This window comes from Streptomyces saintjeani, assembly GCF_055409605.1.
This window is the reverse complement of record NZ_CP189624.1, coordinates 4137112-4161516: the sequence shown is the minus strand read 5'-3', so window position 1 is coordinate 4161516 and position 24405 is coordinate 4137112. Positions and strand designations below refer to the sequence as shown.

The following is a 24405-nucleotide window of genomic DNA, read 5'->3' as shown; positions in this document are numbered from 1 at the left end:
GGGTTTCTTGCGTCTGACCACGTTGCCGTCCCAGAAGGGACGAATTTGCCCAGGTGCAGCGACAGTTGGGATGTCTCAGCGGTAGCGTGGAAGAACGCCCAAACGTCCCAGGGGGAAGCCTTGAACACAGCGCTGAGGTCGGCTATGCAGACAGCCGGGTTGTCACCCAGGCAACTGGCAGTTCGCGTGGGCGTTTCAGGCAAGACCGTTGAGCGATGGGTTGCGGACGCTGCACTCACCCCGCATGCCAGAAACCGGGAAGACGCCTGTAAGGCGTTGGGAGTTGACGAAGAAATGATCTGGCCGAAAGCGGTAAAGGATCGAATCAAGACCGGCGGCGACCGGGAAATCATCCGATCCTATCCATATCGGTCGGCCTGCCCTTCCACAGTGTGGGGTGAATTGGTCGCGAACGCCACGCAGGAACTATTTTTCGCCGGATACACAAACTATTTTCTATGGCTTGACCAGCCTGCGTTCGTCGAGACCCTGCGAAGGAAACTCGACGACGGATGTCGGGTGCGCTTCCTCCTCGGTGACCCGAATGGAGAGGTGACCCGAAACCGGGAAGCGGTCGAGGGCGTGGCGCTCTCGGTTTCCACCCGAATCCGGATCACTCTTGAGCACCTCGGTAAGCTCGGCGCACACGAGAGGCTTGAGGTGCGTTTCTCCGCCTCGGACGATGCGGTGAATCACGTGTCCCTGTCCGTGTTCCGCTTCGACGAAGAAGCATTGGTCACTCCGCACCTTGCCCGGCTGGTCGGTCATGATTCGCCACTCCTGCACCTGCGAAAGCGCGACAATGCCGGGATGTTCGACCGATTCGCGGAACATGCCGAAGAGTTGTGGACCAGGGGTGTGAAAGTGAACAGCGAACCCGCAGCGCACTAAAAGAGCGCCCCCAACCAGTCACGGTTGGGGGCGCTTTCATGTGCGGGGTTATGAGGCGGTGGGGTATTGGAAGAAGAGTTTCACGGTGTCTGTGTTGGCCCATGTCCAAGGGCTGAGGGAGTCCATGAGTCCGGTGTTGGTGACGGCTGTTCCGTCGACACGGCCTGATGCGGTTTCCAGTTCCATGGTGGTTGTGGTGGTGAGGCGGCAGCGGAAACCGAGTCGTGACGCGATGGTGGCGCTGGTGTCCTGCACTTCCCCCCACCCGCATATGGTCGAGGCGCTGGACGCGGTGACCGGAACGGAGAATCTCCAGTTGTCGGCGGTGGTTCCCCCACCGAAGTTGGTGGTCGATCCGAAGGTGATGTCAAGACGTCCGATACATAAACGTCCAAATTCTGAGTACTCGGCGATGACGGTTGCGTTGCCGAAACTCGGTGTGTTGTTTCCGGTGGATGTCGTCCAGACGGGTGTCCATGTTTTGAGGTCAGGGGTTATGGCCCTGAGTCGGCTCGCGGTGATGCGCATTCCTGCTTTCCAGTCGACAAAGGACATGAGGGGCTTCTTTCTTCCAGTTCAGTAAGAGACGACGGCTGGTTGGTCGAGAGCGACTTTCGTACCCGTGCTGTGTGTTTTGGTGATGCCGTTCACGCCTCGGACTACGGTGAATGTCTGAGGGCTGCTTGCCCCGGATATCGCCGTGACGGTCATGACTTCCCCACCCACACGAACAGGGAAAGGGAATTCTCCGGCATCGGTTGTCCATATCGGGCCGTCCGTAGTAGCCACGCTTATCGAGGTGGCTGACGTAGTTATGCCGGTGCTGAGCTGGCTTCCGTCGGTATCGGCGCGGCCCAAGGTGTCATCGTCGGTGACCGCCACGTTCCAGGGTCCGGCCGGTGAGCACTGGAGTCGAATACGCCACTCGTCTTGCGCTATGGATTCGTCGTACCCCTCCACCCGTAACCGGATCGGATCGGGCGGGAGCCACGGGGGTGGATTCACGATGCGCACGAACGAGGTGACGTCGAGCCGGTCCAAGACCGTCTGCGCGAGGTGGGGCGCGGCCCTGAGGTCCAGGACGACGACCGGATACCGGGCCTCATCCCACGCGCCCGTGTGAAGGCGCCAACCGGCGCTGTCGGCAGTCTGCGCGTCGGCGGAGAGGTTCAGGGTCACCGACTCGTTGTAGACGCCCACACCGGCCGGTGGCGGGTTCGTCGACAGTGGCCCCGACTCCAGTACGGCCCGGCTGCTGGCGCCCCCGTCACGGGTCACCGTGACGTCGTTGCGGAGCCCCTGGTCGTCGTCGACGGGCTCCAGGGGCGGGGCTACTTCCCCGTCCGCCGCGTAGTCGAGTTCGAGGGCATAGCGCGGGTTGTAGGACCGGTAGCGGGGTTCGTACTGCAACCCGGTAACTCCCCTGAGTTCAAAGAGAGTTGCCCCGTCCGCGTCGGCTGTTTCCTGCATGAGGTCGAGTGCGGTGGTGATGGTCTGCGGGCCGACCTGTTCCGTCAGGGTGAAGAATCCGGGGGCGGACACGGTGAGCTTTTCCTCATAGGCAAGGCGCCGTATCCGGTCGAGGCTGAATTCGCCCCGGAATCCGGAGTCGGCGCCGTCCATGGAATGCACGTCGTTCGAGTCCCACACGGCTAAATGGCCGACCGTCATTCCTTCCAGGGTAGGGCCGAACGGTGACGACACACGGGTGATGGCTCCGGCCGTGCCCGTATAGGTGTGCGTGAGGAAATATCCGGTGGGTTCGCCGATGGGCATCCAGTGCACACGCACCATGGTGCTGCCGCCGGACTGCCACGAGAAAAGGCGGAGCCGGGTGAACTTCCCAGTGAATGCCGTATTGAGCGCGTTGATGATGAGTGACGATGTTTCGGTCACGGTGTTGTAGGCCATGACGCGTACGGCGTTGCTGGTGGCCTCAACGTCGAAGCGGTTCCATACGTTCCCGGTAGTGTGCACGCGCATCATGACCGGTGTTCCGGATGCCGGGGGTGCTTCCAGGAAGTACACGTATTCCGCCTGCCACGCGCCGGGGGCAGCCCCGGTGATGAGTGCGCCGAAGCTTGCCGACGCGCCGATTTCCGGCAGGGGTTTGGAACCTGAGAGGTCACTGTTCGAGTCGAACGTGAACCCGGTGAAGTCGAGGTCAGGCACTCCGGCAACAGCACTGGAAATACGCTCTGCCGACTTCCCTTCCTCCATAGGCCAGTAGGCCAAGGGGAAGGGTTCAACGGACGGGACACGGCGCCTGAGGGTCGAGTCCAAGGGCTTGTTCCCCTGCCCAAGCCGACGGAGGATTCCCGACGCTTCTACCGGGGTCCACACGTCTTTGCCAGATACGTCCCACCGCTGGGGCCACACGCTGATTCCCCCGGTGAACCGGGTGTAGTAGTCGGTGATTTCTGCGGGGGCGTTCAGGGTCCATGTGTTTCCTGCCGCATCGCTGAAGGAGGTGGTTCCCGGGCTCTGGGCGGTGAAGTCGGGATTGGCTATCACCGGGCCGTTGATTCCGTTGCGGAGTTCGAGAGCGTAGTAACGTCCCGCGCCACGGGCGTATCCCTGAAACTGTGCGTCCCCGATATCCAGCGGACTCGCCGCGTTGTGGATGCTGGTCGTGGAACCCCCGGTAATCACGTCACCAAGCTGATTCCAGGGGCCAGCCAGGGAATCCGCCCAGTAGAAGACGAGGGTGTATCCGCCAGACCCGTTGTTGGTGTCCATGGTGGCCCGTACCGCGAAGCGTTCCCCGGACCGGTAGGGGACAAAGTCCGTGGAATAGTGGCCTATCGCGTTCGTCCCGTCCGGCGACCAGGTGAATTCCAGTTGCCCGGACGGTCCGAGAAAGAGACGCCAGCCACGGTCACCATCCTGGTCACGCGCCACGATTTCTTGCTGTGCCTTGTCGTACGGGTTCCCGATATCCAGAGGGAATTGAGTAGGTAAACGGTCGAGTGCCAGCTCAACCCGGATATCGAGGTCGGCAGTGATGTTGAGCCCGGAGGACGAGCCGGCTCGGACCCGGGACCCTGCCATGTCCGCGATACGCAGGTAGGTTTCCGGACCCTGCACAGAGATCCGTACGGGGGTGTTCCGGCCGATGACGCCGTACAGGGGAGACATCGGATTGCGGGGTGAGTATTTCCCGGAGCGGTTGTTGAGGGTGAATGCGGCCCGTCCGGGGTCGGTACTGCTGGCCTCATTCTTGCGGCCCCGTTCAATGACCAGCCCGTCACGGTGGTACACGTCACCCGTGATGTTCTCCCACTGGGAACCGGTCCACAGTTCGAAGCGTGTGGTGACGAGATCGGGGAATACCACGGGTCATCACCCCCCGAATGCTTTTTGTACGCTGCCCTGTCCGTCGACACGGACAATCTCGCTGATGAATTCCTTGAAGGCTGAACGTCCGGCGGACCGGAAATCGAAGGTGACGACGACCTGTTGCATTCCACCCCGAGTGAGGGGCTGGACACTCGCCCCGCGTGGCAGGGAGACGAGTTCCGGGCCGCGTTCACCGACGATGGCGGAACCCGCCCCGGTGATGAATCCTCCGGACGCGAGATAGGGAATGTTCGGGGTGCCGAGTGTGACCCGGGGAATGCTCATCCCCATGAACGATCCCCCGCCGATGGAGAAACTGAGCCCGTTCCACCGGCCGATGATCCAGTTCACCGCGCCACGGAACGCGTTCTTCAGCCCGTTGAAGGCACCGGAGAGGGCACGGGATATCCGGCCCGGTATCCCCTGGAAGAACGAGACGAGGGAATTGAACCGGGACTTCACGTAACCGGCGCCGGTCGACACCCACCCGGGAATGGTTCTGGTGAAGAAGGCTCCGATGGGTGAGAACACATTGGATTTGATCCAGTTCCAGCCGGACGCAAGGCCCGATTTGATGGCGGCCCACGCCTGCAAGAGTCTGGCTTTCACCCAGTCCCATTTCACGACCAGCAGAACAATGATCGCGGTGAGTGCGACGATTCCGGCAATCACCCATGTGATGGGGTTCGCCCAGAAAGCTGTATTGAGAAGCCACTGAGCGGCGGTCGCTACTTTCGTTGCCGCCGTCCATACGGCCTGTATCGCCACCCACGCGGCCATTCCGGCCCGGATAACCATAATGGTCGCTGCCAGTGCCGCAAGACCTATCAGAACGGGTTTCATCACGTCCTGGTTGTCCATGGCGAACTTGGCCAGCCCACCGGCTATCTCCGACAATTGTGTGATGGCGCCCCGTTTGAAGCGCTCGAATGCGGCGGTCGGGCTTTCGGAAACCTTCTTCGCCACCCGTTCCGCAGCACCGGAAACATTGTCCATCCCGGATGCTGCCGCAGCAGTGGCAGGATCGAGGGCGAACAACGCGTCACCCATGACATTCGCGGGATCACCGAAAAGGGCTGCTGCCGCATTCAGCTTCACCTGTTCGTCTTTCGTCCCCCGCAAAGCATCGAGCGTCATCGTCAGGGCTTGTTCCGCTGATTCCCCGCCCTGCCCGATCATGCTGGCCATATCCGCCGCGCTGAGCCCGACGGACTTGTACGCGTCCTCTACGGCCGTCCCGCCCGCAAGTGCCCTTTCACCGAACTGTCCGAGAGCATCGGCCACCTGGTCGGCGTCCCGAGCCCCCGCTTTGAGTCCCTGGGAAAGAAGACCGGTCGCCGTCTGTCCGTCGATACCCAAGCGCCGCCATTGCGTCGAATACTCGTTGAGGGTTTCGAGGAAGTCACCGGCCTTGTCGGCACCGGACCCAAGACCTTTCGCGACGATATCTAAAGCATGGTCGGCATCCGTCGCCAGTCCGGTGCGCATGAGCTGGCCGACAGCCGCCGTCGTCATTCCCAAGTCGGCGTCGAATGTCTGGGACAGTGCGAGGGCCTTGGTAGTGACTCCTTCTAATCCACCCTGGGCTTTCGACGTGTCACCGATGTTCTGATAGACGCCTTTGATGGCGTCGTTCACGGTGCCGACGGAATCGCCCCACGCATTCGCGTAAACGCTTGCCGATACCTTCGATATAGCGGCTGCTTCCGCCGGGCCCACTCCGAGCTGTGCCGTGAGTTTCGCGTTCGCGGCTGACGCGTCCATGGAATGCAGAAGTCCCGCACCCAATGCCCCGGCAGCGGCGACACCGATTCCGGCGGCAGCGGTCTTGATGCGTTCACCGGTCTGCCCGACGACTTCGGAAGCACGGTCGCGGGCAATGAGGTTGAACACCAGAGAGGTATCCGAAGCCATGCCGGACCACCCCCTGTTTTCAGTTCTCAGTGCCGTTTCATGCGGGCCTCTGCCTCTTCGGCCTGCCGCTTGTATTCATCGAGCCAGTCCAACAAGTGGTCCGCTTCCTCAACGGTCATCAGAGACCATTCCCACGGGCGGACATTCAGGAGATGGGAGGCGTTGCCGAGCTGACTCAGGCGGCGATCGGCAGACTTGCTTTTCCCGGCTCGTCGTCCTCGGGAGCGCTCTCTATTTCCCGGTCGAGTGCGGCAAGGGTGGTGGTGAGTTCATCCCCGGTCATGGTGTCGGAAAGCTTGTCACGCATCTGCCGCAACTCGCCTTTCGTGAATTCAAGGGTGAGTTCATCCCACGCGAAATCGACGTCCTCGAAACGGGTCGTCGGATGCTCACGTTTCAGGAACACGAACAGCAGGACGCGACGGCAGAGAGAATTACCTGACAACACGTCCTGCGTGAATGCCGAATAGTTGCGGCCGGTACGGCGTTCGATGTCCTCACGTTCCGCCGACATGAGTTTGAGGGGGTTATAGGGCCAGCTCGCCGGCTCCCCCTTTCCGGAGGGTTTATAAATCAGCCTCATATCAGCCTCTTCCCCTTGATGAGATACGTTCCGCCATGCGTTCCAGAACCTCGTGCACGGCCCGCATGGCGGGTTCTCTGATGCTGCGGAAAGAGTCATCGAACCAGCCGGGCTTGCCGCGCTGTGTCACCCACACATCCCGGTTGCCGAATACCGGGTGACGCCACCGATTCGGGGACTGCGTGCGCTTGGGCGCGTTGCGGAAGTTCCGCACGTTCGCAGTCCGCTTGGCTTTGACCCGGATACCGATCCCGAACCCGGAGAGCTTCACCTCAGGGCGTATCCGCTTGGCGATCGAGGACCGTAATGCAGGGGCGGAGTGGGAACGGCCGGTCGAGGCCATTCCCATGATTCCCGCTTTGGCATGGTCGGTGGCTGGTTTCATCACCTGCCGCAATTCCTTGACGAGATCCTTCCGGAGTTCCTTGCCGTCTTCCTCGGCCTTGAGGGCACGGACCACGGCCTCAAGACCCTCGATATCCACTCCCACGGCGGAGTGCTGGTTGTTGCGGCCGGTCATGAGGTGGCCCGGATAACGGCACCGGACGTGGGATAGGAGACACCCACCGTGGCCTCATCACCCACGGACCCTTGAAGGGGATTCCATGCGTTGATGAGCACGTTCCCCGAGTAGGAGGGATTCGATGCGGACACGGCGCCCTGGTCGGCCCGGACGGAAAAGGAAACGACCGTGCCCAGCAGGGGCCACATGATCGAGTCGAGTTCGGTCGCCGCGAAGTCCTGCAAGAAATCGACGGACAGCTCACCGGACTTGAGGCCCCCGAGCATTTCTTTCCAGCCGAGTGACGCGTACGTTGTCACGTCTTTGTCTTCGACTTCGACGGAGAGTTCAATCTTGTTCGCGTACTCCGAAAGGACACTTCCGTTGAGCGAGACATACGCTGCGGTTAATACCATCTTGGCCATGACGCCTCCAATGCGGGCATGAAAAAAGCCCCACACTGGGGGCGGGCAGGGAAAAGAGTTTTGATGTGGCTACTGGATACCGAATGCCACGACGAACATGAATGACGGAGTCGTGCCGGTGACATCGAACGAGACCCGGTACCAGGTATCGGTGATGGCGCTGCCGTCCGTCCGCAGTATCTGACTCCCGATACCGGTGGCAGGGGTGAAGGAAAGCTGAGTCACCGGACTGGAGAACGTGTTGTCGGTGTCCGACTCGATATCCACCGTGAGCGTGGGGGTTCCGCTACCCGCCACGGACAGGACATGCAGGGAGGCATACAGGCGCTTGCCGACGGGCACGGCCCCGAGCTGCTGGCCGGTCGTGGAGTCGGCCCCCGTCTCAGCCACCCCCGGGGGATGCGCCACGGTTCCGCGTACGAGGGGCCAGGAGCCCACGGCGGTACCCGACCAGGGAGCAACCTCCCCCACGGCGTCCAACAGGCCGTAGGAAGTCCTCAACGCCCGCGTGGAGTAGGCGAGTTGCCCGACCGACGCCCCGACGGGGCAGACCGTCCACGCGGCGGTGGTGCCCAGTGACGACCAGGACGCGTCATCGATCTTGCCGGGGTCCCCGGCTTCCCACTGGCCGGACGCGGTGATCTCGGTGGACGCGAGCCCGGGAAGAACTTCCTTCCAACCGGCCGACGCGTAATGGGTGGCGTCCTTGTCCTCGAATTCCGCCGATATCTCGACCTGGTTCGATTGCCCGGTGAGATCCACTCCGCCCGCGAACAGCCGCACATTGGTAAGGATTGTCTTCGCCATAGGTCACCCCACTACTTTCACGATGATCTCGGCGCCGACATAGTCCGTGCCCTGGTGTTCGTACCAGCGGTATCCCTGAACTCTGGTCACGTGTAGGTCGTCGGCAAAGCCACCGAGAGCGGATTCTCCGGGGGCGCCTCTCGCGGCCTCGATCGCTGTCTTGATGGATGCACTGCCGTTGCGGGACAAGAGGTCGTCCAAGAGGCGCTGAGATGCTTTGTCGTCCCCCCTGCCGACCAGGACTCGGCACGTGAACTCGACTTCATCGAGGTGCCCGTAACTCTTGTCGTATTCCTGGGACCACTCGGCCACGAAAAAACACGGCTCCGTCACCGAGTCGGGTACATAGCCCGTGACCGTGAGCCTCTGAATTCCCGCAGGGAGGGTGACCCCGTTCCGCACGGCGGTGGCTATAGCCTCCCGCACACTCGCAATATCCATCGCACACATTCCTCTCACTCGAACGCTTGACTCCGGTACAGTGCGCGACAACACGGAGCGCGAGGGGACGTGCTCAAGGGAGGGGATCTGAAGTGCCAACCACGAACGAAATGTGTCCGGGATGCCAAAAACAACAGCGAGGACACCACCTTGTCGGCGGCCCTTTTAGCGGTTGCTGGCAGTGCAACTCATGCGGCTACGTCGACAAGACCGGAGAGACGAACAGCGTCCACGTGTGGCCTGGCACTAATTCCATTGCTCAGGCCGACTCAGCCCATGAGGAGGATTGGGACTCAGGTCCCGCAGAGGAGCTTGTCGATCCGGATGACGCTAGCGAAAGGCTAGAAGAAGTGGAGAAACAGCTAGCGGAACAATATCGATGTACTAAAGCGGCGGAACAGAAAGCCGAGGTGATCAAGTCATGGATGATCATTGCTGGCGTGATTCTCGCACTGTTCCTATATGCATCATGCCAGGCCCGCAATAGTTCATCCGGCTCGGACGACCCATATTGCCAATCCATGGGACGAACTACCGAATGTTGGTAGCGGTCACCCGAACCCTGGCAGCACGAAATGCCGGATGAGTGCCCCGACGTCGGGGTCTATCCGAGATACCCGAACCACACCCCAGTCGGCGGACCCCACAATCCCCTCTGGGGAATCCTTCCGCTTGTACAGGCGGGACGCCTGAATGAGGCAGGCTTGCACAACCTCTTCCGGGACTTCCGGCCACCCCCACCGGGCATTGATCTGCACGCGGGATATCCCGCGCCCCCACGTTCCGGAATACCGGCGCAGTGCGGTGACGGGCCGTCCACGGGAAAGCGCGTTGAAGGGAACGGTTTCATAGTCGGCTACGACAGTCCACGTCCCGCCCCCCGCTGTTCCGGTTTCCACGGTAAAGGTCCCGTGCCCGATATCGTCGACCAACAGGAGTTCCCCGCATTCGTCAACGACTACCCGTTCGTTCGGGTTGAAGATGCGGGAGGCAGTAACCGGGGCAAGGGTGAATGTCCGTCCGGTCATGCGGTCGATACCGGCCGTCGCAGATTCAAGAGCCTGATTCAGCAGCGCATCACGTGTCGTGTCCGCAGGGTCGATATTCAGAGACAGTTTCAGGGTGGCGAGTTGCGCATAGGGCATGGCACATCACCCCCTGATAGTCACATGGAAGATAGTCACGTTGATGTGAGGAAGAAGGAGGGGCACCGGCAGAAAGGAAGAAAGAACCGGCGCCTCAGCATGAGAGAGATCAGGAAGCCCCACCCTGGAATACCTTCACGGCCCCGGTGAGATCCACAAGCGCGCCGTCGGCACGCATGACCGCACGGAAGGTGACAAGGTCGGAGTTGAAGGCGTATTCGTCAGAACGCTCGAAGCGGATTCCACCGGCAAGCCTCACGAAATACTGAGAAAGGTCACCGAAGATCACAGACTTGTTCCCAAGACCGACAGCGGGAACCGACGGATCGGTCAGCACCGGCTTGTTGAGAATCATGTCCGGGGTACCGGCCACCACTGATGGCTGCCATATGTACTGGCCTTCAGTCGTCTTGATCTTCCGTATGACCCCGGCTGTGGAATCGTCCATGACCCACCGGCAAGAATTGCTTGCGCGGTAGGGGGCGATCACGGAATGGAAGAGGTCAATAAGCAGGTCAGCGCCCTTACCGGCAGTGGACTGATTCCCGAACCCGCCTGAATCACCGGTCGCCCCGGTGACGCCTACCGAAGCATCGGTGAGAATCCCTCGCGGCTGCCCGGTACCGGTACCGGAAATGAGGTGCGCACCGAATGCGTTCCCCAATGCTCGACCGGCCTGCATGGCGAGATACCCCTCAAGGTCCACCCCGGTATCCGTGAGGAGTTCACGGGATGCCTGAATGAGGGTGCCGTACTTGAACGACCCCAATTCCACCTGCCCGAAAGCAGGGTCACTCTCGGAGATAGCGGAACCCTCGGTGATGATGCTCGCGCTGGAATGGCTGGTCGTCTTGGGGACTTGCAGCTTCTCGCCGGAAGCAGTGGTAAGAACCGTTGCCCCGCCGGTCATGACCGCAGAGGTTTCGACAAGATGCGCGACAAGCTGATTGTAGAAAGAGGTGGGCACGGTATTTCCACCGGCACCGGCAGTCAGCTTGGAAAGGTCACGGGACTCAGCCCCGGGCCGTACTTCGAATACGCGGGGACCGTCGCCACGCAGGAATGTGCGGAGTTCGTCACTGCCGCTGTCTGTAGGGCCGGTGCGCTTGGTCTCGCCCCGCAGGCGGGACATGGCCTCTTCGGCGTCCTTGGCCCGCTGCTCGCCCTCGATGACCGCACTGATACGGCGGTCGAGGGCGTCAAGCTCAGAATTAAGCGCCTGCCAGGAAGACTCTTCCTCACCGGAGAAATTCCGGTTCTCTTCGGCAACCCGGTCGGCAAGTTCTTTAGCCTTGTTCCATACGGTGTTGCGGCGCTCGGTTAAACGTTGTGCTACTTCGGACACTGCTACTGCTCCGTTCAAGATCGAACGGAGCCGCTGATGTCCTGGCTATTGCCCGGGGCCCGACGCCTTTTCGCAATCGGGAGTCATCGCGTAGTCACTTCCGTGCCGCACCTGACGACGGTGTTGCCAATCGCCACAAAGCCCGCGCTAACGGGAGTGCCAGGGGGTTAGTTAGGGCGGGTAAAGGATTCGCCGGCTGCTGCTTCCAGCTACCGGCGCTTGAGGAGTTCCAGCCTCAGTTGTGCGGGCGTCTTGCCCACGGGCTGAACGCTGGTTTCAGTCCTTTCGAAGAACCGGCGCAATTCATTCGCCTGAGCCATCGAACGGACCTCTTCGAAGTCGGCATCAAAATGCCGGGCAAGGGACCTGAGTCCCGCTGTCGTGTCGGCGTAGGCCGGTACGTTGACCGGGGCCACATCAACCAATTGCACCTTGATGAGGGTGCGCATGGGGAATCCCTGGTCGGTCGTCGACCAGTCGTCCTCGATCACACGGAAAGCGAACGAGGATTTCCGTACGTCGCCGCGTTCCACGAGTTCCACGAGATCGGCCCGCGCGGCAGGTGGATCGACCTCGTACAGCAATCCGGTTCCGTCGATGTGGAGGCGGAGAGTTCCGGCCCCGGTCGTGCCGAGTAGGGCCATGTCGTCGTGATTCCAGCGGGCCACCACGTCGGGCCATCCGTCGCCGCGTGACTGGTTGAACACGACGGGGGCGAGTTGTTCGACGAACCCGCCGAGATTCTTGGACTGCCGGTTGAACACGGCGGCATATCCGCCGATGGCAGAAGCGCTTTTCGCGGTGGCCCGCAGCTCTACCGGGACGGTCGTGAACCGTCTTTCTATTTCGGTCACTGCGGACCCCCAATCTGTGTCTGTCCGTATCCCTGCCCCATGCCGTCCGGCAAAGGTGGTTCGTCCTCGATAGCTCTGGTCTCGTCCGCGTTCCGCCATCCGTTGCGCAACGCGATCTCGTGAGCCTGATATCGCGTGAGGAGATCTGTTCTCACCATGGCATCGAGGTTGAGTTTCACGAACTCCGGATACGGGATCATGTCGTTGATGGCGTACTCAAGGCGCACCACCCACGGCCGTAATGTGAGCTGAGTCAGGTTGATGGAGTTCTGTTCCACGGTCGAGTAGGTCAGAGACCCGCCTGTTTCTCCGCCAACCATTTCGGCGGGAACCCCGTAGATGGAAGCTATCTGTGTCGCATTCAGCCGGAGCGTCTCGATGAACTGCGACTCTTCCGGGGATACCCGGAGTGCGCTGAACTCCCAGTCATTCCCGAACACCAGGGGTTTCCCCTGCCGCATGGCGGACATGAGGCGGTCGCGGATTTCTGCCGACTCGTCCGGGGTCACGGTCTTCTCGGTGTTCCGCATGGTGGCCGGTGGTGTTCCGGTGTCGAACCAGCGTGCCCCGTAGTCCGTGGCCCTGATTCCCACACCGAGTGTGGACGCGAACGCGGATATCGGAGAAAGGCCCTTGACCTTGCCGGGCGGGACGATCCACGGGATATGAACGATATCTTCGGTGTTCACCCTCTTGCCCCACACGTAGTACACGGGCATGGCCGGTGAGGTCTCGTCCACGTACACGTCATCGGGGTTGAGCCACTCAACCTGAATGGGAAACTCCATGTCGTCGCGTGCGACCACAAGACCGTAGGCGTTTCCCCGCAAGGCGAGAGACACGATCGCTTTATGTATCCACTGGAAAGTGTTGTCCCGGGCAGAACCCTTCCGCAGCAGTGCGGGCATGGGCACTGGTTCGCGGGTCTCGCCGTTCTTCCGGTATGCCTTCACCGGCAGGGAGGCTATGGAGTCCGCGAGGATGCGCACGCACGCGAATACGGGGACGACCGCTAGGGCTGTCTCATTTGAGACAGCACCGGAGTTCGGTCCGCCGTAGTTCCAGGGAACGGAGATAGCACGTTCCTCCGGCGCTTTGAACCTTCGCCCTACTGCATTCCAGAAACGCCCCCACCGGCCCTCAGGAGCGACAGAGGGAGTGCCCGGGTAGAAAGTCCCGTCAGGTCCCTGAAAGGTCATGAGAACACCCCTCTCAGGCCACGGAAGAAAGTACGTCGTACGAGTCGTCAGTCAGGAGGGGAAGCCGGGTCATCAGTGCCCACCGGGCGAGCGTCACGGAAACCAGGGGCGAGATGTCCACGGACGCCGAACGTCGGTGCCATGCCCACGAATCCCCGACCGCGCGGGTACGCGCCCCGTTCACGGCGGCAGTCAACGGCCCCTGGTCGAGATGCACGACCCTGCCTTGCCGGATCGCGTCAGCGAGCTGGGCACACGCGCCGGTCACGTCCACCGTGCGGGGTATCGCCAAGTCGCCGCGTGCGGGCTTTTCCCGGTCCACGGGCAGGCGGATACCTGCCGCATGGAGTTCGTCCACGAGGGCCCCCGCAGGGGCCCTTGAGGGAACGTCTATCGCGACGGCTACCGGATTCCACCGGTCCCGGAGTTTCACCAGGGCGGGAACCACCCAATCCGTGCCGGACCGGCGGGCCACCAATTCGCAGTGCAACCGGCCGTCGTCCCGGACAGAGACAGCACATATCGACGCCCAGTCACGGCCCGGTGCCACATCGACCGCGAACGAGATATCGGCACCGCACCGGGAAGTCTTGTCCGAGAGTCCGGCCCATTCCTCCCGGGGAACGTTGGCATCGGGAGCTGGCTCGGACTTCCGGGTTCTGTTCAGATACGCCCGGTCGAACTCTGCGGGCTCCAGCCGGTCGAGATCGGAACGGATAGCTGACTCGGTGATCGTGTGCCCGAGTGCGGGCATACACCCGTACCAGGTTGAGGGTTTGTCCCGGGGTTCCGAATCAGGGGAGAACCATTCGAAGTAGGCGACCGTGGGAACTTCCCTGGTCTGCCAGTACCGCTCGATTATTTCCCGGCCCTGTTTCCGTTTCCGGTTCAGGTACACCGATTTTTCGGTACCACCCGCACTCGCCCACCACTGCTGCGCCATGGGGCGTGTGATCATGGCTGGACTGAAAGCCTGTTCCAACCGGTCATCGGCATGGGCGAACGCCTCGTCAATGACCCCGAGATCGAGGGTCGAACCGTGGGCGGCTTTCTCGGTGTTCGCGGTGATGCCGACCCTGGAAAGGTTCTCCCACTTGATGTGTTCGCTGCCGTTCGTCCACCGGGTCGTGTACCGGCCGGACAACGGGGAAGCATCAAGGATTTCGGCGAACTCTTCCTCAAGACGCTTGCGGGCTTCATTCCGGTCCTGCGCCGCGTAGATGACGCGTGACCGTTCCCATGCCATGAGGCGGTGGACGATCACGCCCAACAACAAGGTGGTTTTCCCCTGCTGCCGGGGAATGGATAACCCGACTTCCCGGTATGCCAGTAACCCGGTGACGGGGTCGAGTTCAAAGGAAACATCGAGAACGTAGCGCTGCCACGGCATGACCCGGAATCCGAGACGTTCCATAACCCGCGCGACCTTTGGGCCCAACGTCGGATAGTCCGGACGCCGGGGCATTCCCCACCGGGGCGGGCAGTCCAGCCCGTACGCGTCGGCGCACTGGCCCCGGAGTTCAGTCGGGGTCTGCCAGTCCGGAGAGGTCATCGAGTGACTCACCCCCGGTCCGGTCGGCCAGCTCGGCGCGTAGGTCAGTGAGCGTGAGTCGTAGCTCTCGGTGAAGGGCAGCGACCTGCCGCGCGTCCGGGCCTGAGTCGAGGTGGCGCGCAAGGGCCAGTGAGAGCGCCCCCAACGCCGACTCTGTGTGACCGGCCAGCTCGGCGCGTACGGCCGTCTCTACGGGGCCCCCCGGGGAAGATCGACATGCGGCAGTTAAGGAAGCGGAGTTATCTTCGACATGAGATGAGGTGTCGAAATGACTCTTCAATACATGTGCGTGTGCTGCGATGAGAACCGCTCGACAGGTGAGCATGTACAAATTCAAACCGATCGACAATTTCCAGGCGTCGAAAATATGCGCGCCACTCCGACTGTGGCAATGGGGCAAGGTATTCCACAGTGGCTCATCCTGGCGTGCGAAGAGTGCCAGAGGAATTGCCTCGATCCTGCACAGTCTCCACCATTCCTACCCGAGAGTTGCACCCTTGTTTAGATGCTCGGGGTTCAAGCGCTTGACCCAACGCTGTTTCTCGACCAATGGGTGATCATCGTTGCGCTTCCGGGTGGGGCACGACCAGGCCCCACCCGAGGAATTCCCGTCATGCTCCCACCCTGAGGCTTTCAGAGTGGTGCCGGGCTCGCTGTCCAGGATGAATGTCTGGATACGCTCGAACCCCATTGCCTTAGCGGCACGCGCAGCGGCACCGTACAGAATGCTGCAAGCGTTGTACGTCCCATCGGTGACCAGCCGCGTGACTTCAGCCACGGTGTATTGCGGAGTCATTCGCGCCACGGGTTTGGAGACGATTGCGGCACCATGGCATACGCCGTTCTCGTCGAATGCCCCGAGACTGAAACGGTGAGCCACCACCGGTTTATGGTGCCGGTGAAGACTGGCTACCATTTCGTTGGCCTGTTTCAGGGTGAGGGGGCGTACGTACAGACCCATGGTCACCCCCTCGTGTTCCAGCTCGTGAACAGCGGCAGCAAACCGCCGGTCAAGATCGATGGGTGAACAGTCGCCCCGTGAGCTCGACCACCAGGACCAGCGCTCTGCCCGCGAAACTCGCAGGTGAGAGAGGCTGGAAGTAGGAGCCGGCGAGCCGCTCCAGCCCCGGGGAGAGAGATGAAACAGGGGGACGTGTGGTCATACGGCCAGTGCGGCTCAAAAACTGGATGCCCATCCCGGCTGCAAACGTTCGAATGCACCCTGTAGATCGTCGGCTACGATGATGAATCGAGCCGGATCGAATAAGAGATGGGGGCAACGCGTTGGATTGGAACAGCGTAAAGCGTGAACTAGCAGGGGCAGTGACAGAGGGGGCGAGGCGGGGTTTGAATAAGCGTGAAGACGATGCTTACACCAATGGCTTCAACGGGGCAGCGAATATTTGCGTGAACGTTCTGTCGGAAAGCATCGAGGAATTGTTGGCAAAGATGGACTCCGGGAAACTGTCCAATCAGGAGCAGGTTCTCTATGCGCGACTAAACAAACTGAAGATCGAGATGGAAAAGCGTCTGGTGGACCGCTGGGAGCCGGATTTGATAGATGGCGATAATTCGCGAGGCTAACCCGACCACCAATCCACGCTGGTAGTGAAGAGGTGCATTTCCGACAACAGGCGATTGCCCTTGTCGTTGTTGCAGTTCCGGTCGCAGGCCGGACACCGTTCGACCCCGTGGATGGGTGCGGCATTGTCGGGAGAGTGGGGTTCTCCGCCACGGGAAACCGGGATGACATGGTCCACGGTCCGGGAACCCGGGTGCCCGCACACGATGCACACGGTTGATTCCCCGAGCACCTGTTGCCGTATCTGCCGCCATTGGTGCGTAGTGAGGTCGGGCCTGTTCTTGGGCATGAGAAACCCCCTTCCCGCCAGAGGGCATAACGAGAAGGGGGTGGAAGGTATTCACTCAAGAGGTGACGCGCTTGAGGGCGGAGTTCTCCCGCAAGACTCCATTATAGCTGATATCCGACTATGCCGCATTCCTCAACTCGTGCATTGAATTCCGCCAGCGTTCCCATTCGATCCATTCAGATTTCTCGATGGTATTGCCGCAAGAATCGCGGTCCTCGATGCCCGAGCACCACACCGGCCCCGTTGCGTCGGCAGCGATGCGCAGGGTTCCGCCGCACTCGCAGCGCCGTCCCCGGATCGCTCGCGGGGGTTCGTCGTAGCCCAGGAGCACGCGGGCACGCCGTACGAGGGCGGCAAGGGCCTGTACGGCCATCTGAGCGTCTTCCAGGGGGGCGGTGGATGCTAGGGCCGGTAAGGACTCCAACGCTCTCTCCGGGGCCACCTGGGGGCATTCACCGGCCTGGCCACCCGACCGCCACAGAAGCGCCCTGAGGTCCCGCGCTGCCGCCCGTACGTCCATGCCCCAAGACACTGCCTCCAAATTCCCCGGCGGACGTGACCCGTGGACCGGTCGGGACTCCGGGATGCCGTTGCTTGTCGGCACGGTGCCGAGTGTTTCCACCTGCCGCAGTAAGGGCGAGTGCGTGATCTGCCGTCGCCGTTGCTCCAGAGTTATCCCGTTAGGGGTCTGTGCGGAGATCGTGTAATCAACGGGGACAGGGATACCCCGGATGAGCTGGCCTACGTATTCGGCAATCTGCTGTAAATGGTCATGATGGGAAATCATGCTCGTACCTTTCGTTTGGTGGTCCGTTCTCGCGGGCATCGTCCGCCTGCCCCGGGGTCCCCCCTACGGGGGTGGGACACCAGGGACACCGTTGCAGGCGTCCACGTTTTGCCGGTGGACAATGAGACTGTCCCGAGTCCCTTGGTGTCCCGAGAGGTCCGGCTATTCTTGGGGACGCTTGAGTTCCCGAAGAGTCGCCGCGAGGGTCGCGTTCTTTCCTATCTTGCGCCCTAGGGTCGCTAGCGCTTCCTTGACGCGTTCACGGTTCCACTGCTGCCAGTCCTCACCGGGATGAGCCTCGCGCAGCATCACCGCATAGTCCTGGGGACTCTTGGCGAAACTCGGAACTAAGCCCTCAGTCCGGGCCCGCAGAACAACAGAGGTCTTCTGCCGCCCGAAGCAGTCAAGCATTCCCGGAACGGGGGTGATCTCGGGTTGCAGAGTCACAGTCTGTTCGGCGTGATCCTTCTGTTTATCTGAGGACACGGACACGGCTTTAGTGGTGGGGTCCTTCTCCACTTTGATTTCAGATTGCAGTGCGGCACGGACAACGCTGGCTCCACGTGCTCGTTCTGCCGCCCCCTGCCCTGTGTGATGGACGAGCAGGACACACGCCCCGGTAGTTCTCACAAGGCCATCAAGGATGGCCACCACGGTGCTCATTTCACTATTGGAGTTCTCTTCCGTGCCGAGAGTTACCCGGGCCTGCGTGTCGAAGATGATGAGCGAGAACTCCTCTTCCGCACACCATTCCTGAAAGTCAGGCCATTCAGGGTTTCCTATTTGGAAAGCCAGCGTCAGGAAGGTGACTCCGGTCATTTCCTTGTCGTGATGGTTCTCCCAAGCCTTCACGCGCCGTCTGATACCGCCCTCTCCCTCGGCGACCACGTAAAGCACTGACCCCTGTATGACACGCTGGCCGTGCCAGTCCCACCCAAGCGCGATATGGGCGGCCATATCGAGGGCGACGAAAGACTTCATCGAACCGGACGCCCCGAACATCCGGGCAAGACTGTTCTTGTAAATGAATCCATCGATCAGCGGGGACGGCTCAGGTATTCCGTCAAGAGTTGCTGATGTATAGAGGAAGTCCCGGAAGTCAGGTCGAGGCTCTCGCAAACCCACGTTTATCAAGATGTCCTCAGCCTTCACGCGGCATCCGTCCGCCGGAACACGCCGAATACGGTAGCTTCGGCCTCAGGGCGAGGCAATCCAAGGTGATCAGCAGCAGTAAGCAAAGCGTTTACAGCCTGCGCTTCCGTGATCCTGCCGTTTTCATGCTCTTCCCGAAACCGCCAACTAGCCCAGTGAAGAAGAGAGTTGCGCTCGCCCTCCTGCGCACCCAACAGTCGGTCGAGGACGCCTGACAGGCGCCTCCTGAGGTCTACGGCGACCGGTACTGCTGGGCGGGGGGTGCGGGGCCGTGAGGTTCCCTTGAGTGCCGCCAGCCATGCTTTCGGCAGTAGAGGCATGTGATGCGCCGACACGGGCTCACGCGTCCACTCGTAGCGCTCGTTCCCGACGGTTGAGGGAGGAGCGATTACCAGTCCGCCGCGCGCACGAACGTCCACCCCGGGCGCCAGCTTTCCAACGCTGCATGGGATATCGACGTAGGGGCCACCCTCGTGCAGCTTGAAATACAGGTGGACCCCACCGGATGGTGTTCGGGCTTCTGGGCTATCAGGAAGCTTGCCGTACAAGACTTCCAGGCCCCGGAGACTGAACATTCCGTCAATGCCGTTCTTGACGTCGATATCCAGAATGATCAATCCCGGTTCGCCGTAACCTGTCGTTGGACCGGTGGCGATTCCGACATTGGCGTCAGGCCACCGTGACCACCAGTCGGCCAGTGCATCCTTGTCCATGCTGGCGTCACGGAGGCCGTGTTTCGTAAGGGGCCTCTTCTGGCCTGTCATGCAGGGAAATACTCGGAATCCTTGCTCGGTCAAGGTCAGGGCAGCTTTAAACAACATTGAAGATCTCCGAAAGAGGTTGAGTAAGGGCCCCACCCGCGAGGGGTGGGGCTGAGCAAGGTTTTTCAGTTCAATCGGCAATTAAGAACCGTTGAGTAAAATTCGCAGTACGCTTCTGGTTGCATCATCAAGGGGTGGTAGCTTGTCTATCTGAATCTGAATATTCTCCAGCCACTCGATCGGTAAATCTTCGTCAGGCATCAGAGGAGACCTCTTCCTTAATTTCAAAACGAAGAGGCAGCCAATGCGGCTTACGGTAACCCTCACACGGGGGTTGCTTGACGAGAGGAAGACTTGGCACCTTTCCGTCAGCCATGTAAGAGATCGGACTCGCTTCGTGAATATCCAGCGAGGGGGCGAGCGCCTGATATACGTCAATGAAATCCTGGCTGACGGTCGGCCAGAAGGCGACGTTCTCGTACGTCGGACTCATGATCCACAGCTCTCCCTGCGTGTTTACGCCGAGAACGGCCGCCTCTCTTTCGATCTCGATCCATGTAATTCCCGTGGACCGGTTTGATCCCCTGAGGGCGGCGATGATCTTTTCCGCTATTACTTCAGCATTCAACATGCCGATGATCCTTTCTGGTATGCGCTCACTTCGCGCGGATGGTCCAAGCCGGTGGTGTGAGACGACGTTCCCGAGCGTGCAAACGCGTCGAAGGCGTGCCCCCTACACTCCCTTACGCCATGGAAATACCCACCAAACATAATTGGGGAGCGTGTCCGGGTAGGGTCGAAGTGTTCAACGGCGGCCAGAAGCTGCGTCGGGGCTTTAAACGTGCTGACATCGTGTTCCCGTATTCATTGGCGGGAGGCTTCCAGACCCTACGCTCGGGGGTGTCGATTGAACCTTCGAGCCGCAGGGGTTGCGAGTGGGTGACTACCCTGCGCCGACGGACGTGCGCCCAGCAAGGAACCGAACGGGAAGGTTTGCGGCCTTTAAAGGCCCGTCGGTGCGTCAGGCAGAAGATTTTGCGGACATCACTCGTGGCTATTGGGTGGCTACTCTGGGCGCAAAGGAACCCCTACCCGGAATGGGTAGGGGTTCCTGGTTTTCTCGGCCTATGCCGCCCTGAGCACCGGGCGTTCCGGCGCCTTGGGCTTGCGGGCTTCGGTGATCACAACGCGGTTGGGGTCGAAGTCCTTCCCGGCAACTCCCATACGCCCCTTCTTCACGGTCACCGTGAACAACACCCGCAGGATCTCGCGCTTCCTGCCGAGCGACAGACCCTCCCACGCGTCCCGAACGCTCTTCTGCCCGACCAGGTCCGACAGTGGATCCTCCACGATCGCCGCACTCAGTTCCGCCTCAATCTCGGCAAGCCGCGCCTTCAACTCAGCGGTTCCCCGGGTGAGTTGCTCCGCATCGATCGCGTCCGCGTTGAACAGGTTCACGAGCCCGTTCTTCTTCCCCTGCAATCGCTTCTGCTCGTCCCTCAGGGCGTTCACGTCCACCTCGGGGGCCGACTCGACCAGGTCCACCGCGTCGGGCCGTGAGAGGCGTTCTACGACCGCCGCGCCGAGGAACTTGTCCATGGGTTCAGCACTGATGATGCCGTGCCCCTTGGCGGCGCACCTGTAGACCGGACGCCCGTGCTTGGTCCGGGACGTCATGGGCGTCCCTTCGGCCTCGCAGATTCCACACTCAAGGATCAACGAGCCAAGCCACTTGGGCTGATTGCCCGGGGAAGTCTTACGCGGCATGACCTTGCCGGTCTTGAGGTCCGTCCGGGTCTCACTGGCGAACAGCGTGATCAGCGCCTGTCGGCGGTCTTCCGGAAGGATCGCGTCCCAGACATCGCGGGCCACGATCTCGTTCTTGTAGACCGCGTGCCCTGACACCAGAGGGGCCGTCAGGATCTGCCGGACGGTCTTGGAGTTCCAACCCCCGTGCTTGACTTCCTTGCCCTCACGCTTCAGCTTCCGGCTGTCCGCCTGACTGACCGTCAGAACCGGACCGTTGGCGATGACTTTCCCGCCGTGCCGGATCGTGCCCGGACCGTTCAGCGCACGCGTCACCTGGGCGATCGGTACCCCGGCCAGCAGCTCATCGGCCATCCACCGGATGACCGCCGCTTCCTGGGGGTTGTGCTGCGTGCAGTCGAGTACCGGACGGTCCTCGTACTCGCGGGTTTCCTTGTTCACCAGGACTCGCCGGACCCGGTTGGTCGGGGCACCCCACCCGAAGGCGCGCACACCCCCGCCGAACGCACCCATGCGCGCCTGCCGCTTGCGGGCAAGAGCCACACGTTCCGCCCGGTGCTCCGACTCGTACGCGGCATTCGTCGTTGCGTCCCGCAGCGCCTTACGGCCGTGAGCCGTCGTGAGGTCGTACTCCCCGGCCGTCACCGACTTCACGATGATCCGGTGCTGACGTCCCAGCGCAATGAACCGCTCAAGCTCAGCGTTCGACCGGTGCAGCCGGTCCGGGTGCCAGACGAGTACGAACCGGATCACGCCCAACGCCATGACCGCGAGCATCCGTGCGTAGTCCTCACGGAGCTTGCCCGAGTAGGCGGACCGGTCGTTGTCCGTGAAGTGTTCGGTGATCGTGAGCCCGTGCTCGTCGGCGTGCTCGTTGATCTCGATGCGCTGGGACTCGACGCCGTAACCGGCCCCGTCGTCGGCAGAGATGCGCTCGTACGCGATTCCCTCATTCACTGCGGCGGTCATCAACGGTCACCACCCGCGCGGACGTAGGCGCGACGAAAGGCACCGGCAAGCACCCGGCGGGCCGTCGTCCGGGGTGCGCCGTAGGCAGTCACCAGCCGGTCGGTGTTGGCCTTGACCACGTCCACGTAGTTGTAGTGGGCGCCGGACGCGTCAAGGGCGCCGATCATGAAACCTGCGTCGCTCACGGCGGTCACCGCGAGTCGAACGGCTGAGGCGGGTACGCCTGCCTTCTCCAGTGCCTTGCTCATAGCCACTCCCTTGGCCTCACGGTAGCTCTGACCAGCCGAAACGGCCTGTCGAGCGGTGTGGAGCCAATGTCCCCCTGGATTGGTAGTCGGCAAGACCACCGCCGTCCGCATCCTGGCCACCCTGCGCCGCCCCGACGGCGGCACCGCGGAGGTCGCCGGTCTCGACGTGGTCAGCAGGGCGCGCGAGGTGCGTGCGCGGATCGGGCTCACGGGCCAGTACGCGGCGGTCGACGAGGTCCTCACCGGCAGGCAGAACCTGGAGATGTTCGGCCGCCTCTTCCACCTCGGCGGCAGGCGGGCCCGGCAGCGCGCCGCCGAACTCCTGGACCGCTTCGGCCTGGCCGAGGCCGCCGACCGGGGCGTCGACGGCTACAGCGGCGGCATGCGGCGCCGGCTCGACCTCGCCACGTCGATGATCCTCGCCCCCGCGGTCCTCTTCCTCGACGAGCCGACGACCGGCCTCGACCCCCGCGCCCGGGGTGAAGTCTGGGAATCCGTACGGGCGTTGGTGGCGGACGGTACGACGGTCCTGCTCACCACGCAGTACCTGGAGGAGGCGGACCGGCTGGCCTCCCGCGTCACCGTGCTCGACCGGGGCCGGTCCATCGCCGACGACACCCCCGACGGCCTCAAGGACATGATCGGCGGCGACCGGATCGAGGTCGTGCTCGCCGAACGCGCCGACATCCAGCGGACGGTGAAGGTGATGGCCCGCGTCGCGGACGGCGAACCCGAGGCGGACGAAGGCGAGTTGAGGATCCATGCCACTGTCGCCGACCGGGTCTCCGCACTGACCGCGGTGGCCCGCACCCTCCAGGACGAGGGCGTGCGGGTCGAGGACATCGGCCTGCGCAGGCCCAGCCTCGACGACGTGTTCCTGCGCCTGACCGGCCACCGCACCGAGACCGGCCCGACCGTGAAGGAGGCCGCCGCGTGAGCACCCTCGACCTGACCCCGGTCCGCGAACACGGCCGCGTCTACTGGGCGTTGGCCGACTGCTGGAACCTCGTCCGGCGGGGGCTCACCCACTACCGGCGCCAACCGGTCAACATCCTCTGGCAGTTGGGCTTCCCGATCCTCTCCGTCCTGCTCTACGGCTACGTCTTCGGCAGCGCGATGCACGTGCCGGGCGGTGGGGACTACAAGGACTTCCTGATGCCGGGGATGTTCGTCATGACGATGGCCTTCGGGTTCATCAACACGGCGACGGTCGTCGTGTACGACGCGCAGAAGGGGGTCGTCGACCGGTTCCGCTCCATGCCGATGGCGTCCTCGGCGGTCGTCGCGGGGCGCGGGGTGACCGATCTCCTCGTCGCCTGCGCCGAGTTGGCCATCATGATGCTCACGGCGCTGGCCATCGGGTGGCGTCCGGAGGGGAGTTGGGGATTCGTCGGCGCCTTCGGACTGCTGCTGTGGCTGCGGCTGGCGCTGATCTGGCTGGGGGTGTGGCTCGGCTTCGTCGTCCCCAACCCCGAGGCGGCGGGCGGGTTGTTCGCCGTGGCCTTCCCGCTGACGATGATCTCCAGCGTCTTCGTCGCGCCCCAGCTCATGCCGGACTGGCTGGGGTTCGTGGCCGCGTGGAACCCGATCTCGGCGACGGCCGGGGCGACCAGGGAACTCTTCGGGGCGCCGGCGGGAGCGGGGAGCACCTGGGTCGAGCAGAACGCCCAACTGATGGCTCTCGTCTGGCCGTTGATCCTGGGCGCGCTCTTCCTGCCGCTGGCGGTGGGGAGGTTCAAGAAGCTCGGGAAGTGATGTCGTAGTCCTTGACGGGGTGTTGGGACCGGTCTTCTCTGGGAGGTGCGGAAGTGGGAGCGCTCCCACGTTCCGGATCCGCACCCCCGAGAGGAACA

Annotated in this window: 24 protein-coding genes; 4 read left to right on the top strand and 20 right to left on the bottom strand. The window is 62.2% G+C overall.

Annotated features, from left to right (window positions below; translation table 11 throughout):
• The first annotated feature begins 120 nt into the window (after positions 1 to 120).
• A complete protein-coding gene (locus ACQCO7_RS18710) occupies positions 121 to 891 on the top strand; it encodes a helix-turn-helix domain-containing protein (protein WP_464072929.1) in 771 nt (256 codons plus the stop codon).
• A gap of 48 nt (positions 892 to 939) precedes the next feature.
• On the opposite strand, the gene ACQCO7_RS18705 is transcribed toward ACQCO7_RS18710, so the two are convergent.
• The 14 genes from ACQCO7_RS18705 to ACQCO7_RS18640 all read right to left on the bottom strand — a co-directional run bounded on the left by ACQCO7_RS18705 (position 940) and on the right by ACQCO7_RS18640 (position 15958).
• The gene (locus tag ACQCO7_RS18705; protein ID WP_464072928.1) at positions 940 to 1446 is read right to left on the bottom strand and encodes a hypothetical protein; all 507 of its coding nucleotides are present in this window, start codon (positions 1444 to 1446) and stop codon (positions 940 to 942) included.
• Between the two features lie 21 nt (positions 1447 to 1467).
• On the bottom strand, positions 1468 to 4227 hold the full coding sequence (locus tag ACQCO7_RS18700; protein ID WP_464072927.1) for a hypothetical protein: 2760 nt from the start codon (positions 4225 to 4227) through the stop codon (positions 1468 to 1470).
• Positions 4228 to 4233: 6 nt separating this feature from the next.
• Positions 4234 to 6144 (bottom strand): phage tail tape measure protein, encoded by a 1911-nt coding sequence (locus tag ACQCO7_RS18695; protein WP_464072926.1) that lies wholly within the window; start codon positions 6142 to 6144, stop codon positions 4234 to 4236.
• A gap of 175 nt (positions 6145 to 6319) precedes the next feature.
• Positions 6320 to 6727, bottom strand: a complete 408-nt coding sequence (locus ACQCO7_RS18690; RefSeq protein ID WP_464072925.1) for a hypothetical protein — start codon at positions 6725 to 6727, stop codon at positions 6320 to 6322.
• A gap of 1 nt (position 6728) precedes the next feature.
• A complete protein-coding gene (locus ACQCO7_RS18685) occupies positions 6729 to 7247 on the bottom strand; it encodes a hypothetical protein (protein WP_464072924.1) in 519 nt (172 codons plus the stop codon).
• Complete coding sequence (locus ACQCO7_RS18680) at positions 7244 to 7654, bottom strand: phage tail protein (RefSeq protein WP_464072923.1); 411 nt, start codon at positions 7652 to 7654, stop codon at positions 7244 to 7246. The genes ACQCO7_RS18685 and ACQCO7_RS18680 overlap by 4 nt, the downstream gene beginning before the upstream one ends.
• 69 nt (positions 7655 to 7723) lie before the next feature.
• Positions 7724 to 8461 (bottom strand): hypothetical protein, encoded by a 738-nt coding sequence (locus tag ACQCO7_RS18675; RefSeq protein ID WP_464072922.1) that lies wholly within the window; start codon positions 8459 to 8461, stop codon positions 7724 to 7726.
• A 3-nt stretch (positions 8462 to 8464) separates the two neighbouring features.
• The gene (locus tag ACQCO7_RS18670; RefSeq protein ID WP_464072921.1) at positions 8465 to 8902 is read right to left on the bottom strand and encodes a hypothetical protein; all 438 of its coding nucleotides are present in this window, start codon (positions 8900 to 8902) and stop codon (positions 8465 to 8467) included.
• Between the two features lie 551 nt (positions 8903 to 9453).
• Complete coding sequence (locus ACQCO7_RS18665; protein ID WP_464072920.1) at positions 9454 to 10047, bottom strand: head-tail connector protein; 594 nt, start codon at positions 10045 to 10047, stop codon at positions 9454 to 9456.
• 109 nt (positions 10048 to 10156) lie between these two features.
• Entirely contained in the window at positions 10157 to 11392 is a 1236-nt protein-coding gene (locus ACQCO7_RS18660) for a phage major capsid protein (protein WP_464072919.1), read from the bottom strand.
• 209 nt (positions 11393 to 11601) lie between these two features.
• Positions 11602 to 12246, bottom strand: coding sequence for an HK97 family phage prohead protease (locus ACQCO7_RS18655; protein WP_464072918.1), 645 nt, complete (start codon positions 12244 to 12246; stop codon positions 11602 to 11604).
• Positions 12243 to 13445 carry a phage portal protein gene (locus tag ACQCO7_RS18650; RefSeq protein WP_464072917.1) on the bottom strand — a complete coding sequence of 401 codons (1203 nt, stop codon included), beginning with the start codon at positions 13443 to 13445 and terminating at the stop codon, positions 12243 to 12245. Before ACQCO7_RS18650 ends, ACQCO7_RS18655 begins: the two co-directional genes overlap by 4 nt.
• Positions 13446 to 13458: 13 nt before the next feature.
• Positions 13459 to 14859 (bottom strand): terminase large subunit domain-containing protein, encoded by a 1401-nt coding sequence (locus ACQCO7_RS18645; RefSeq protein ID WP_464072916.1) that lies wholly within the window; start codon positions 14857 to 14859, stop codon positions 13459 to 13461.
• A 616-nt stretch (positions 14860 to 15475) separates the two neighbouring features.
• The gene (locus ACQCO7_RS18640; RefSeq protein WP_464072915.1) at positions 15476 to 15958 is read right to left on the bottom strand and encodes an XF1762 family protein; all 483 of its coding nucleotides are present in this window, start codon (positions 15956 to 15958) and stop codon (positions 15476 to 15478) included.
• A gap of 323 nt (positions 15959 to 16281) precedes the next feature.
• Between ACQCO7_RS18640 and ACQCO7_RS18635 the strand changes: the two genes are divergently transcribed.
• Positions 16282 to 16581, top strand: coding sequence for a hypothetical protein (locus tag ACQCO7_RS18635; RefSeq protein WP_464072914.1), 300 nt, complete (start codon positions 16282 to 16284; stop codon positions 16579 to 16581).
• On the opposite strand, the gene ACQCO7_RS18630 is transcribed toward ACQCO7_RS18635, so the two are convergent.
• From ACQCO7_RS18630 to ACQCO7_RS18605, 6 genes are all read right to left on the bottom strand, one after another.
• Positions 16578 to 16868 (bottom strand): HNH endonuclease, encoded by a 291-nt coding sequence (locus tag ACQCO7_RS18630; RefSeq protein WP_464072913.1) that lies wholly within the window; start codon positions 16866 to 16868, stop codon positions 16578 to 16580. The two genes, ACQCO7_RS18635 and ACQCO7_RS18630, sit on opposite strands and share 4 nt — an antisense overlap.
• 949 nt (positions 16869 to 17817) lie before the next feature.
• Positions 17818 to 18807 carry an AAA family ATPase gene (locus tag ACQCO7_RS18625; protein WP_464072912.1) on the bottom strand — a complete coding sequence of 330 codons (990 nt, stop codon included), beginning with the start codon at positions 18805 to 18807 and terminating at the stop codon, positions 17818 to 17820.
• Positions 18804 to 19628 carry a bifunctional DNA primase/polymerase gene (locus ACQCO7_RS18620; protein ID WP_464077237.1) on the bottom strand — a complete coding sequence of 275 codons (825 nt, stop codon included), beginning with the start codon at positions 19626 to 19628 and terminating at the stop codon, positions 18804 to 18806. The genes ACQCO7_RS18625 and ACQCO7_RS18620 overlap by 4 nt, the downstream gene beginning before the upstream one ends.
• 193 nt (positions 19629 to 19821) lie before the next feature.
• Positions 19822 to 20199 carry a hypothetical protein gene (locus ACQCO7_RS18615; protein WP_464072911.1) on the bottom strand — a complete coding sequence of 126 codons (378 nt, stop codon included), beginning with the start codon at positions 20197 to 20199 and terminating at the stop codon, positions 19822 to 19824.
• A 494-nt stretch (positions 20200 to 20693) separates the two neighbouring features.
• A complete protein-coding gene (locus tag ACQCO7_RS18610; protein ID WP_464072910.1) occupies positions 20694 to 22304 on the bottom strand; it encodes a recombinase family protein in 1611 nt (536 codons plus the stop codon).
• Positions 22304 to 22552, bottom strand: coding sequence for a hypothetical protein (locus tag ACQCO7_RS18605; protein ID WP_464072909.1), 249 nt, complete (start codon positions 22550 to 22552; stop codon positions 22304 to 22306). Before ACQCO7_RS18605 ends, ACQCO7_RS18610 begins: the two co-directional genes overlap by 1 nt.
• A 79-nt stretch (positions 22553 to 22631) precedes the next feature.
• On the opposite strand from ACQCO7_RS18605, the gene ACQCO7_RS18600 reads away from it, so the two are divergent.
• Together ACQCO7_RS18600 and ACQCO7_RS18595 are read left to right on the top strand one after the other, a co-directional pair.
• The gene (locus ACQCO7_RS18600) at positions 22632 to 23489 is read left to right on the top strand and encodes an ATP-binding cassette domain-containing protein (protein WP_464072908.1); all 858 of its coding nucleotides are present in this window, start codon (positions 22632 to 22634) and stop codon (positions 23487 to 23489) included.
• The gene (locus tag ACQCO7_RS18595) at positions 23486 to 24307 is read left to right on the top strand and encodes an ABC transporter permease (protein WP_464072907.1); all 822 of its coding nucleotides are present in this window, start codon (positions 23486 to 23488) and stop codon (positions 24305 to 24307) included. Before ACQCO7_RS18600 ends, ACQCO7_RS18595 begins: the two co-directional genes overlap by 4 nt.
• Positions 24308 to 24405 lie beyond the last annotated feature (98 nt).